The organism is Leptospira meyeri, assembly GCF_004368965.1.
GTDB lineage: Bacteria > Spirochaetota > Leptospiria > Leptospirales > Leptospiraceae > Leptospira_A > Leptospira_A meyeri.
The window spans coordinates 328,394-341,311 of sequence record NZ_SORO01000001.1 but is presented as its reverse complement, the minus strand read 5'-3'; the positions used below and the strand labels follow the sequence as shown (position 1 = coordinate 341,311).

Sequence of the window (12,918 nt, the reverse complement as noted above, 5' to 3'; positions counted from 1 at the left end):
TGAAATTTAAATCCGATTGAAGTCGGAAGAGGTGGATTCGTTTTTTGCACTACCTGCTAACAGGTGCAAGATTGACTTTTTTCTCCAGACATAGATTCCGTATAACAAAATAGCACCCGACCAAGAACATAGGACAAAAAAACCGTAAAAAATGGTCATACTACCCCATTGGTTTTGGTAACCTGATAAAATTCCTGCTGCATAATGCCCAAAGGCATTGGACAAAAACCAAATTCCCATAAGAACGGATGCATATTGAACCGGAGCCATTTGGCTGACAAAGGACAAACCCACAGGGGAAAGACAAAGTTCGCTCAACGTATTCCAAAAATACACAAATACCAAAAAAAGAATCGAAACAGAAATTCCCGTTTCCGCATTTTTTGCCGCCAAAACCATCACAAGAAATCCAATTCCAAGTAAAACCAAACTCAGTACAAATTTCAAAACAGGATTTGGGTTCCTGTTTTTTTTTGCAAGAGAAGTCCACAGGATCGAAACAAGAGGTCCAAAAAGTAGGATAAACAAAGGATTGATGGATTGTAAAACGGAGGCAGGAATCTCTACACCCAAAATAGACCGATCCGTATTACGAAGAGCAAATAAATTAAGAGAGGACCCCATTTGTTCAAAAGCCATCCAAAAGAATATGCTGAAAAAAGAAAGAAGAACTATCAGTAAAATTTTTGGTTTGGTTTGATGATCCGACAAACCCGCATTAGATGGCAATGAAAGATCGTTTCCTTTTTTCCAAATGGTATTCGGCAATCGTTTACTTCCAAAATAAAATACGATCATTCCAATACCCATACCAACACCTGCGGATAAAAAACCCAAATGCCAATCCACTTGTTCCCCTAAACTGCCACAAATGATAGGACCGATAAGACCACCTAAATTAATTCCCATATAAAAAATGGTAAACCCACTGTCTCGTAAACCAGACTTTTCATTGTACAACCTTCCAAAGATGGTAGACATATTGGGTTTAAAAAATCCATTTCCTAAAGCTAACAGAACAAGACCAAAATAAAAAAAAGACAAATCAGAAAAAGCCAAAGAAATATGACCACATAACATTAAAAAACTTCCTAAATAAATAGAAAATTGATAACTGAGGAACCTGTCTGTTAGATATCCACCAAGAACAGGCGTTAGATAAACAAAACTAGTATAAAATGCGTACACAGCCCCGGCGTCTGCATCAGAAAATCCAAGCGACTTTACTAAATACAAAACCAGGAGGGCCCTCATTCCGTAGTAACTGAGCCTTTCCCACATTTCAGTGAGAAAAAGTGGAGTGATTCCCTTGGGGTGTTTGTGTGATTCTATTTGGTCCTGCTTTTCCAAATGGTTTCCTCTTGTCCTAGTGCATGATTCACAAAACGTGCTGCTGCAAATAAATAATCAGAAAGACGATTAAGATAAATTCGTAAATCGGAATGGATTTCTCCTCCAGATTCAATAAAAACAAGTAAGTCTCTTTCTAAACGTCTACAAATCGTACGAGCGATATGGAGAGCACTTGCCATCGAAGATCCTCCTGGAAGAATAAAAAATTTAATCTCTGGAAGAACTTCCATCAAACGATCTATTTCTTTTTCCAAACTTTCAACATCAGATGCGTGAACCACTGTTCCCTCTTTTGAATCCCTTGGCACATATCCTGCAAGTTCCGATCCAATTTCAAAAAGAAAACTTTGAATGCTCTTTAAATACTCAAGAAAGTGCGACTCTAAACGAAGGTCTTTGGCAAAGGATAACGCAAGGCCAAGGGTACTATTCAATTCATCACAACTTCCATAAAGATCCACTCTTGGATCTGTTTTGGAAACTTTGATTCCGGAGGCAAGGTAGGTCTGACCACCATCGCCAAATTTGGTGTAGATTTTCAATTTCTGACTCCTCTTGTCCTTAAATCTTCTTTACAGACCTTAGTTTTTTGGTATAGAATCATCTGGAAAGGCAAAATTCACGGAAGAACCAAGGGCAGGCAACCCCTTCTCTTCCCGATGGAAACGGACTCCTGGGCAGTGGTTTTTACTTTTCTCCGCATGTAGGGAAACAGGCGGGTCATGGACACACAGGAGGGTGTGACAATGATTATCAATCACAACATCAGTGCGCTTGTTGCAAAACGAGCGCTCACGAATACCGGTCGTGACATGGACAAGTCCATGGAGCACCTAGCAACGGGTATGCGAATCAACAGACCAGGGGATGATTCTCTTGGATTCGCTGTGTCCGAAAAATTAAGATCACAAATTCGGGGACTTAGCCAAGCAGAACGAAATACCCAGGATGGTATGTCGTTTCTTCAAGTCACTGAAGGATCTTTAGACCAAGTAAACTCAATCTTACAGAGGTTACGTGAACTTTCCGTTCAGTCGTCAAACGGGATTTATTCGAACGAAGACAGGAAACTTGTCCAGTTAGAAGTATCTCAACTTGTCGAAGAAGTGGAACGAATCGGAACTTCTGCAGAGTTTAACAAAATCAAACCATTGGATGGAAGATTTTCTCGTTCTTCCAAAAATCCAATGACTTTACAAGTGGGTACAAATGGTTCAGAGAAAATTGAACTTTATATCAATACGATGACAAGTTCTTCTCTCAAACTGAAACAAGCTGGAAACAAGTTGACCCTTTCTACCCCAAACAAAGCTTCCGACTCACTCCAAGTTTTGGATGATGCCATCACCAAGGTGAATCGTCTAAGATCAGACCTCGGAGCCTATTACAACCGATTGGATTTAACATTGAAATCACTGAGTAACAACTACGTGAACATTGTTTCCTCTGAATCGCAAGTAAGGGATGCTGATATGGCCACGGAAATGGTTGAGTATTCGAAAAACCAAATCCTTACCAAATCAGGAGTGGCAATGCTTGCCCAAGCAAACCTACGACCGGAATCCGTAGTAAAACTCCTCACGGACAGATACTAATCCGATCGAAAAAGAAACGGAAATCCTCCTTGCAAACAAGGAGGATTTCTTCAAACTTTGTCCTTATACTTAGCGAGTGTAAGCGAGGACAATCACTTTGAAACAAATCATCTCAGGAATTCTTTCCCTATCATTACTTTCCACAATCTCTTGTGGATTATCTGACAATACAAAAAGACTCATCCTTAGTACTTCCATTGGTTGCGGTGTTGGTCTTGCGCTTGGTGCGGTTTATGATGAAGCACAACGTAAAAAAGATACCAAAAACAAAAAGAATGATTTCCAAAGACAAATCAAAGAATCATTGGCAATGGAAAAGAAAAAGCCACAAAACAAAGGTAAAATTGTTGGTTTAGGTGCGGGTTGTTTGGCTGGGCTTGGAACTGGTTTTTATCTCAATACTATGTACGAAAACATGGCAGAAGAGATGAAAAAACAAGGAATCACTCTTACTAAAAGTGAAAGAGGTGGAGAAACAGTTGCTCTTACTGCGACGATGGATGGAGGGATTGCTTTCGAAGATGGAAAAGCTGACCTCAAAGGAAAAGGAAAAGAAAATATTGATAAGTTGGCCGAAGCACTTGCGGCTTATCCAGAAACCAAAATCAATATCTCTGGCCATGCCAACAAAACCGGCTCAGAAGATCTCAACCTCAGTCTTTCGAAGGACCGAGCCGTGACTGCAAAAAATGCACTCACTAGCAACGGGGTGGAAAACAAACGAATTGGAACCATAGAAGGACTTGGTTCTTCGACACCGTTGAAAGGTGTTGATCCTAAAGATGGATCCAACCGACGTGTGGAAGTGGAAATCGTTCCCGCAAGCTAATCAAGTCTGGACATAAAAAAAAGGGACAGAATGTCCCTTTTTTTTTCATAAAAGCCTACATACGCAATGTAGGCTTTTTTTATACCGTTCCGAAATCGTTTACATTCCAAGTCCTGGAAATCCACCCATGGCCTGCATTTGTTTTGCGGCTCCAGCTTGGGCATCCAGCAAGGCCTTCGTATAAGCTTCTTGAATGGACTTTTCTAATAGATTCTTATCTTTTTTATCAAGCAGTTCATCTTCAATCTGAATGGATTTCATTTGGAACTTTCCGTCCAAAGTCACAGAGAGAAGTTTGTTTTTTGAAATTCCTACGAAATTTAGACCGGCAAGTTCCTTTTCCATGGTTTTCACCTGCGATCGCATTTTTTTCATCTGTTTGAGCATATCAAACTTGTTTCCGCCCGCTCCACCGAACATAATCACCTCTTTTCCTTTCAGGATTATTTTTCTTAAAAAGAAGGCAAATATAAAACTTATCCATGTCGATAATGAAACTATGATCCATCCAAATTCCCCATACAAACGAATCTGGGATCTATTTGTATTTGTCTGTATAACCTACTTTGCCATAGAAGTCCCCGTTCGTTTGGTTTTTCATTATAAACTATCCGCCGGTGTGAACTACTTTGAAAGGGCGATCCAAATTGTATTTGGAATTGATGTAATCTTAAATTTTAACACAGCAATTTTAAAAGACAGACTCCTCATTCATAATAGAAAGATAGTAACAAAAACGTATTTACGCTCTTGGTTTCTCATTGATTTTTTATCTGCCTTTCCGTTCGACCTTTTTGGAGGATTTTTTTTCCAGTATTTCGGAGTTACCGATAGTTTAAAAATTCTACGACTCCTCCGATCAGTTCGAGTATTTGAACTTTTTAAGTCACTTCGTCTTTTGGCATTAGGAGCTGATTCCGATGACCGTTTCAAACTGGTCGAAGTCATTAATCCCATGACCTTTCGGTTGATTTTTTTCGTTTATTGGACAAGTCTTTTTGCGCATTGGGTGGCTTGCGGGTGGATCCACCTAGGACCGGATTTTTTACCTGACAAAGACATCACCACTCGATACATCCGTGCTTTGTATTGGTCTGTGACGACACTCACAACCATTGGGTATGGGGACATCACGCCAGTGACAAACAGCCAAACCATTTATACAATGGGGGTGATGATTTTAGGTGTAGGTATTTATGGATATGTCATTGGTAATATTGCTACTTTACTTTCCAATTTAGATATTTCACGGGTCACTTTCCAAGAAAAGTTAAATACAATTGATAGTTTTATTAAATATAAAAAATTACCACCTAATCTTGCGAACCGCATTCGTTCCTACTATGTAAATCTTTGGGAAAACAAACATGGAATCGATGAAACCGAAATCTGGAACCAACTGCCATCGGGAATAAAAATTGATGTTTCCATGTTTTTGCATAATCATTTGATTTCTGTGGTCCCATTTTTCAAAAATGCACCAGAAGAACTAAAAAGAGAAGTAGTATTAGAACTAAAACCATCATTCTATATGAAAGGTGATGTCATCTTTAGAGAAGGTGATGTTCCGCACAATATGTACTTTTTATCAAAAGGGCATGTAGAAGTCATCAAAGAGAATTCTGGCGAATTACTCGCAACACTCAACTCCGGTTCTTTTTTTGGAGAGATGAGTTTGATTGATGATTCGTTACGAACGGCAACGATTCGAGCGGGATCTTATTGTGATGTGTATACTTTGGGAAAAGATCGGTTTAATGAAATTTTAAAACATCACCCAGATTTTGCAAAACACATCCAAGGGATTGCTGAAGAAAGAAAAAGAAACCAATCTTCTAAATCACATCCAAAAGAAACTAAATAACTTTAGTTGTGTCTCTGAAACCGTCCTCGTCTCCAATTAAGGTTTCATAGAAAGAATCGAATTCTCTGGATCAACAAGAGCAATGGATTCGTCAGCTAACACATCAAAGGCATGCCAAGCATTGCTATCTTTTTTTAGCGGTTCTTGTTTTTCTGTTTTCGTTTTGATGGTTTCTGATTTAGGAATTTCGCAAAGCGAAGGAATTTCTTCGATTTGCTTTAGTTTGTCCAGCAAGTCTCTGTGTTTTTTAGAAGGTCCAAACCAGGAAGGAACAAATGCAATTTTTTTCTTTTGGCTAAAGATAGTTTCTGTTTGCGAAATTTCATCAAGAAGCAAATTTACAGCTCGGATGGTCCACTTACTCGGAGTCACCGGAATCAAAATCAGTTCTGAATTATAAATGGCAGTGGTGAGTTCATGTTTGGCAGAACCCGGTGTATCGATGACCACAAATTTATATTTGTTTCGTACTTCTTCTAATGCTCGTTTGAATTGAAGGCAAAGGCTCGTTGCATCAGGATTGTATTTGGTGAGTTTTGCTAAACTAAGTGTGGATGGCAACACATCGAATGTTTTAGTTTCTCGAATACAATCGGTTATCCTCTTCATTCCAAGGAGAACACTCATCACATTGGATTCATCCAATTGGGCAAGGTCCAAGTCAGGCAGACAAAAGTCCGTCAAATCCCCCTGCATGTCCATGTCGATGACCAAAGTTTTGCCCCGTCTGGCAAGGGCACATGCTAAGTGAGCAGCTGTAGTAGACTTTCCACTCCCCCCTTTGATATTGGATATCGAAATGACCTTCATGGGGCATAGAATCCTTCGAATTCTCCCATTGACCATCGATTTTTTTTTGAATTTTCCTTGGAAAGGACTTCGGTTGCCTTAATTTGGGTTCAGTTATGGCATTTACGATTCGGTTCCGCGTTTGGGACAAACAAGAAAAAGAATTCACCCAGAAAGGCTTTAGTTTAACCCTCGACGGAAAACTTCTGAAGTTTGGACAACCAATTTCGAATGAAGATAATTATATTGTAAATAGTTTCACAGGCCTCAAAGATAAATACGACAAAGATCTTTTTGAAGAAGACATCATTGAACACACGGTTGCCAAAGGTGGAAACCTAACCCAACATACTGGGGTGATTCGTTATAACAATGAACATGGGGCCTTTTATTTGGAAAATGGACCTCCCCTTCTACAACTCTTCTCTATCCGCAAGGTGGGAAATCCATACGAAAATCCTGTTCTATATGATTTGTATTTAAAAAGTAAATCTTGAGATTTTTCTTTTTCCTTCTTACATCCCTTATTTCATTTTCAAGTCCTCTTCGAGCTGGTCTCTTAGAGGAATATTGGAAAGCCGTTCAAAACACAAAAGAGAAATTTGAAATTTCGGACCATAGCCCCAAACGTTTTAGTTTTCGATTTGGTACGGACCTTCCAATTGTTTTACACAAAGAATCATTAAATCATGAAATTTTTTGGTTCTGTCAAAAGTATTTAGACAAATACCATACAAATTACCCCTATCCAAGATTCAAACAGGACATCCGTTCCCACCTAACAGATCTTTATGGAGATCCAGCACAAAATTTTTTAAGTGGGAAACTATCTTTTTCCTGCTTTTCTGGCTGGAAGGAAGGAAGTTCCTTATTAAAACTATCTTTCTTTTTGAACGATGAAGAATTTTTTCCTTATCGTTGGGATTATTTCGATTCCAAAGGACAAATGTTTCTCACAGAAGAAGATGAAACCAAAAATGGGAAAAAAGATAGTTTTACCTATTATGCACAAAGTGGTTGTCCAAAAGAAATCACTAAAGATAAAAATGATTTTGGTGGAATGGACGAATGGTGGTACTTTAAAAATTGCCAATTGGTACGGGTTGAATATGATTCCAATGAAAATGGATTTCGCGAACGGATTTGTTATTATGAAGGGAACAAAGAATCCTATTGTGAAGGTGTAGGAGAAAAAGAAGAAAGAGAAGCAATCCAACTGGAAGCCAATCAAAAATACCAAGAAGCTCTAAGAGCATACCGAAAGTCGTTGAGAGAATACAAAAAAGAGGTATCCAACGGAACATCTCGCACTTGTGCCTTATTAAAAAAAATTGCTAACATCGAATACTCAGAAAGAGACTTTCCATCTTTTACTAAAACTCTTGATGAGTTTTTTTCATATCGTGCTTGCGAGTCCGATTCTCTAGACGTTTTAATTTATAAGTCCTATTATTATCTCTATGTCCTTGGTGATTACAAAACAGCAAAAGATAGTTATCTAAAAACATCTGAAATTTATAAAAAAACACATGGAGAAATTAGTCCTGAAATTTTACTTAATCTAGCCTATTCACAATTTATGGATAAAGATCCAAATTCTTGTTTAGTTAGTTTAGAAAAACTCAATAGCCGTCGGCTTACCGCATATCCTCGGTTTTTCCTCTTTTACTATCGTGGATCGTGTGAACTAAGCCTTGGCCGATGGGAAGATGCCTATACAAACTTAAAACGAGCACAAATATTGGGTGGAGAAAAAGAATTTTTGCCTGTTGTGTATTATAAATTGGGAAGAGCTTCCTTTGCTACAAACCGAGACCAAGAGGGAAATCTTTGGACCCACCAAGCATTGCTCTACGATTTTGAATTAATCGAAAAAATGAATATTGATCCTCTCTTTGATCGTTTTTTTGAATCCCCAAATGGGATTTCTCATAAAAGAAAATATTACTTGAATAAACAAAAAAAACAATGATATTCAGCTCCTACGGAGACTGATACGATCAATGAAAAATTTTACGACGCTGAATGATGTTTTTTATTATGCCAATAGAGCTTATGGCTCCAAAGAAATGTTCTTTGGAAAGGATGTGGGAAAAAACTTTATCAGTCGTACATTTTCGGATATCTTTCATAAGGCAGAAAACCTTGCCCTTTCGCTTTTACAGATGGGTATCCAACCGGGTGATCGGATTGGACTTATGGCTGACAACAGAACCGAATGGGCGATTGCAGATATCGCCACTCTGTTAAACGGAGCCATCAATGTTCCAAGAGGCTCAGATTCCACTCCACAAGAAATTGAATACATCCTTAGCCACTCTGAAAGTAAGTATTGTTTTGTTGAACATGAAAAGTTATACGATTCTTTAAAACCAATTCTTTCCAATACAAAAGTAGAAAAGGTAATTATTTTAGACCCTGGATTTCGTTCCAAGGACACACTTGCTGTTTCGATGGAAACGCTCATTAATGAAGGTGAAACTTTGAGGAAAAATTTACCCTCCTTGGAACTTCGTTCGAAACAAGTAAAACCAGACGATCTTTTTACCATCATCTATACCTCTGGAACAACCGGCATGCCCAAAGGGGTTATGCTCACTCACCAAAATATGGTGTACAATGTGGTCAAAGTTCCACCAAGAGTCGGGCTCAAAAGTTCCGATAGAACACTTTCCATTCTCCCCGTTTGGCATATCTTTGAACGAGCCATCGACTATGCAATCATTGCGGAAGGGGCATCCATCGCTTATACAAATATCCGTGACTTACGAGATGATTTTCAAAAGATAAAACCAAGTTTTATGGCTTCTGCTCCAAGGTTATGGGAAAATTTATATCAAGGCATCAAACAAAAGTTAGAAAAAGCACCAGAAAACAAACGTAAACTTTTTGATTTTGCTTATGATATTTGTAAAAAATTCAAAGATGGGCAAGACTACCTAGCTGGGAACAAACTACAAACGAAAGAAGAATCTCCTTTTGAGAGAGCGAAAAACACAGCTGTTTCCCTTGGTTATGTTTTAAATTTATTTTTACTTTCCAAAGTATTGGATGGACTTGTGTTTTCTAAAATACGAGACGTTTTAGGAGGCCACCTAACAGGAACAATTTCCGGTGGTGGAGCACTACCCGCTCATGTTGATGAATTTTTTAATGTCATCGGAATTCCAGTATATGAAGGATACGGAATGACCGAATGTGCTCCGATCATTTCGGTTCGGTCTGTGGGGAATGTTGTCCAAGGTTCTGTTGGAAAATGGCCTGAAGGAACGATTGTTAAAGTAGTGAATGACCAAGGAGAATCTGTCCCCAAAGGAAAAATGGGGATCATTCATATCAAAGGCCCACAAGTAATGAAAGGATATTATAAAAACGAGGAAGCCACATCCAAGGCCATCCAAGACGGGTGGATGAACACAGGAGATCTAGGTTTTATTTCTTTTAATGATACCTTGTCTGTCAGAGGTCGAGTGAAAGACACCATTGTTCTATTAGGTGGAGAAAACGTCGAGCCAGTTCCAATCGAAAATTTATTATTAGAAAATGCCCTCATCAACCAAGTGATTGTGGTTGGCCAGGACCAAAAATCACTTACAGCACTCATTTGGCCCGACAAAGAACGTATGAAAGAAGCTGGTCTAAACCCAAAAGAAGGTGAAGACTTAAACCAAAATAAAGAGATTCGTCTTTATTACCAAAATATCGTGAAAAAACAAATCTCTTCGGAAAATGGATTCAAATCTTTTGAAAAACTCACAGACTTCCGTTTTTTACCAAAGGCCATGGAAGTAGGTGATGAATTGACAAACCTTTTCAAAATGAAACGGAATGTCATCCATGATAAATACAAAGACCTGATCAAATCGATGTATGTTTAAAGAGATGTGAGTATGGTTCCGACTATCTCTCCCAATTCCTTAGAAAGATTGGGGAGAGATGATAGGGTCTCTAATTCCCTTTTGGCAATTTCAGGAAGTTCTCCCTTTTGTTTAGAAACTGGTGAATATAATTTGGTAAGGGCCGCAGCCATCTGAGGGTTAATTTCATTTAAAGTTTTGATTCGTTCCGCGATAAAAGAATACCCACTTCCATCTTCTTTATGAAAAGTCAAAGGATTCCTTGCTAAACTAAAATACAAAGAACGAACTTTATTCGGATTACGAATGTTAAACTGCGGATGATTTTCTAACTGTTTTGCTATTCCTAAACGATTTTCACCCGTTCCTACCTGGGCAGCAAACCAAACATCCAAAACCAAATTATCGTGTTTCCATTTTTCAAAGAACAATTGAACTGACTTATCTTTTTCAATTGAATCAACTTCTAAAAGAAATTTCATAGCCGAAACTTCTTCGCTCATATGTTTTGCTTCTCTTTGTTCCGCCACAGCTAAACGTTCAAATCTTTTAGAAGGATGGTAAAGAAGGTAATACAAACAAATATTCTTTAATCTCCTTTTACCAATTTCTTCCTTTGATTGGACAGGAATGGTTTTCCGATTTTCTTCAAAAATGGTCTGGAACTGATTTGAAAAAGTCGTTGATATGGTTTGAATTGCAAAAATTCTTAATTTTTGGATTTTTTGGAATTCGTAACAACCTATATTTTCACTAATCTGTGTTAGGCCAGGAAAAGATAGATAAAAACTATGATATGTTTTATCCCAATTCCTTTCAAAAGAATCCGCAATGGTTTCCAAAATAATGGAAAATTTTTCTTCCAAACCAGATTCTAAAGACTTTCGAAACCAATCAAAGATCAAATTTTGAAACGCAAAAAAACGAGAGACCCCATCGGTTTCAACCTTTGCCAAAATTTGTTTTTCTTCCTCTGTTTGATTGTAATCCAAACGAATTGGACTAGATAAAGATCGAAATAAAGAGATAATGGGCTTCGTTCCATTTTCATCTAAGGCAGAAAAACGGATTTGGTCATGTGCACCACTCATCAGCCTCTTTTCCTCTTTTAGGATCGTTCCTTTTCTATCAAAAACTGCAAGTGAATTTGAAAAAACTAACGGATATTCTCCGGAACCTGTATCGGTAATATCTAAGATCCATTCATTGGAATCCTTAGCATAATGTTCTTTAACAGAAAGTAAAGGAGTACCACTGCGGTGGTACCAATTTCGTAAATAAGGAATGGGCCCGCCTGTTACCTCTTCCATAGAGGAAATAAACTCTTCAAAGGTAACACCTTGTCCGTCATATTTTGACAGATAGTGTTGTAAACCTTTTTTGAATTTATCTCTCCCTATCAGTTCCGAAACCAACCGAATGACTTCCGCTCCTTTTTCATATACAGTAACAGTATAAAAATTATTCATTTCTTTATAAGATTTGGGAAGAATGGGGTGTGACATGGGACCCTGGTCTTCCGGAAACTGAAATTCTTTTAAAAACAGAACATCTTTAATCCGTTTCACTGCAGGGTCTGTCATATCTTCCGTAAACCATTGGTCTCGAAAAACAGTAAGTCCTTCCTTTAAGGTTAGATTAAACCAATTTCTGAGCGTTACACGGTTTCCCGTCCAGTTATGAAAGTATTCATGGGCAATCACAGCAAGAATGGCTTCAAAACTTTCATCAGTTGCCGATTTTTTATCAGCAAGCACGAGTTTGGCGTTAAATAAATTAAGACCTTTGTTTTCCATTGCCCCCATATTAAAATCTTCTACAGCGACAATCATAAACAAATCCAAGTCATACTCTAAACCGAAGGTGTCCTCATCCCATCGCATTGCTTTTTTTAATGAATCAAATGCAAAACTTACCTTTTCCTCATTTCCTTTTTCCACAAAGATCTTTAGAGTAATTTTTCGCCCTGAACGAGTGGTAAAAAAATCTTTGGTTTCCACTAGTTCCCCGGCAACGAGGGCAAATAAATAAGATGGTTTTGGAAAAGGATCTTCCCAGAGGACTTCTCGTTTTCCTCCCATGACTCTTTCGTCTAACAAATTCCCATTCGATAACATGACTGGAAAAAGCGAAACTTCGCCAGAAATGGTAACACGAAAACGCATCATATTATCTGGTCGATCGATGGAATAAACAATTTTACGAAAACCTTCAGGTTCATTTTGCGTGCACAACATAGATCCCGATTTGTACAATCCTTCTAAAGATGTATTCCCTGCAGGAGAAATCCGGTTCTCTATTGTCAGACGAAAGGATGGTTTAGGTGGGTTTGGAATTAAAATTCCAGACGATGAAACTTGATAATCACCCGGATCAACAATGGCTCCATCAATCCGGAGAGATAAAAATTCTATAGACTCACCATTTAAAAATATTGGCTGAATCGATTCCGATGCTAGGACTACCTGATAATCGGCTCTGACAACTGTCTGGTTCAGATCCAGTTCAAATCGAAGATCAACTTCGGGAGTGAGCCAAGGGCTTGGTTTATAATCTTCTAATTTATGGACGAGAGAGGAGGATGGAGTCATCCTCCTTCTTTACGGGATGGGCCATCCCGGAAAAGTGAAT

The 12,918-nt window shown here is 38.3% G+C and carries 11 protein-coding genes; 6 read left to right on the top strand and 5 right to left on the bottom strand.

Going from position 1 to position 12,918, the window contains the following annotated elements; translation table 11 throughout:
• Nucleotides 1-6: 6 nt before the first annotated feature.
• Together CLV96_RS01650 and CLV96_RS01645 are read right to left on the bottom strand one after the other, a co-directional pair.
• Nucleotides 7-1,350: a peptide MFS transporter gene (locus tag CLV96_RS01650; RefSeq protein ID WP_004788483.1), complete on the bottom strand. Its 1,344-nt coding sequence runs from the start codon at nucleotides 1,348-1,350 to the stop codon at nucleotides 7-9.
• Nucleotides 1,329-1,895 (bottom strand): cob(I)yrinic acid a,c-diamide adenosyltransferase, encoded by a 567-nt coding sequence (locus tag CLV96_RS01645; protein ID WP_004788784.1) that lies wholly within the window; start codon nucleotides 1,893-1,895, stop codon nucleotides 1,329-1,331. The genes CLV96_RS01650 and CLV96_RS01645 overlap by 22 nt, the downstream gene beginning before the upstream one ends.
• 204 nt (nucleotides 1,896-2,099) lie before the next feature.
• On the opposite strand from CLV96_RS01645, the gene CLV96_RS01640 reads away from it, so the two are divergent.
• A complete protein-coding gene (locus tag CLV96_RS01640; RefSeq protein ID WP_004789111.1) occupies nucleotides 2,100-2,948 on the top strand; it encodes a flagellin N-terminal helical domain-containing protein in 849 nt (282 codons plus the stop codon).
• Nucleotides 2,949-3,045: 97 nt separating this feature from the next.
• The gene (locus CLV96_RS01635; protein WP_004788720.1) at nucleotides 3,046-3,777 is read left to right on the top strand and encodes an OmpA family protein; all 732 of its coding nucleotides are present in this window, start codon (nucleotides 3,046-3,048) and stop codon (nucleotides 3,775-3,777) included.
• A 99-nt stretch (nucleotides 3,778-3,876) separates the two neighbouring features.
• On the opposite strand, the gene CLV96_RS01630 is transcribed toward CLV96_RS01635, so the two are convergent.
• On the bottom strand, nucleotides 3,877-4,197 hold the full coding sequence (locus CLV96_RS01630) for a YbaB/EbfC family nucleoid-associated protein (RefSeq protein ID WP_004788807.1): 321 nt from the start codon (nucleotides 4,195-4,197) through the stop codon (nucleotides 3,877-3,879).
• 79 nt (nucleotides 4,198-4,276) lie between these two features.
• Between CLV96_RS01630 and CLV96_RS01625 the strand changes: the two genes are divergently transcribed.
• On the top strand, nucleotides 4,277-5,641 hold the full coding sequence (locus CLV96_RS01625) for a cyclic nucleotide-binding domain-containing protein (RefSeq protein ID WP_004788620.1): 1,365 nt from the start codon (nucleotides 4,277-4,279) through the stop codon (nucleotides 5,639-5,641).
• A 36-nt stretch (nucleotides 5,642-5,677) separates the two neighbouring features.
• On the opposite strand, the gene CLV96_RS01620 is transcribed toward CLV96_RS01625, so the two are convergent.
• Nucleotides 5,678-6,451: a ParA family protein gene (locus CLV96_RS01620; RefSeq protein WP_004789248.1), complete on the bottom strand. Its 774-nt coding sequence runs from the start codon at nucleotides 6,449-6,451 to the stop codon at nucleotides 5,678-5,680.
• 95 nt (nucleotides 6,452-6,546) lie between these two features.
• Here CLV96_RS01620 and CLV96_RS01615 point away from each other — a divergent pair, with 95 nt between their 5' ends.
• The 3 genes from CLV96_RS01615 to CLV96_RS01605 are packed head-to-tail and all read left to right on the top strand — an operon-like array spanning nucleotide 6,547 to nucleotide 10,308.
• Nucleotides 6,547-6,927, top strand: coding sequence for a YopX family protein (locus CLV96_RS01615; protein WP_004788929.1), 381 nt, complete (start codon nucleotides 6,547-6,549; stop codon nucleotides 6,925-6,927).
• Nucleotides 6,924-8,402: a hypothetical protein gene (locus CLV96_RS01610; RefSeq protein WP_004788428.1), complete on the top strand. Its 1,479-nt coding sequence runs from the start codon at nucleotides 6,924-6,926 to the stop codon at nucleotides 8,400-8,402. Before CLV96_RS01615 ends, CLV96_RS01610 begins: the two co-directional genes overlap by 4 nt.
• A gap of 31 nt (nucleotides 8,403-8,433) precedes the next feature.
• Nucleotides 8,434-10,308, top strand: a complete 1,875-nt coding sequence (locus CLV96_RS01605; protein ID WP_004789033.1) for an AMP-dependent synthetase/ligase — start codon at nucleotides 8,434-8,436, stop codon at nucleotides 10,306-10,308.
• Here the strand turns inward: CLV96_RS01605 and pepN are convergent.
• Nucleotides 10,305-12,878, bottom strand: coding sequence for an aminopeptidase N (gene pepN, locus CLV96_RS01600; protein WP_004788916.1), 2,574 nt, complete (start codon nucleotides 12,876-12,878; stop codon nucleotides 10,305-10,307). The genes CLV96_RS01605 and pepN overlap by 4 nt on opposite strands.
• Nucleotides 12,879-12,918: the final 40 nt, after the last annotated feature.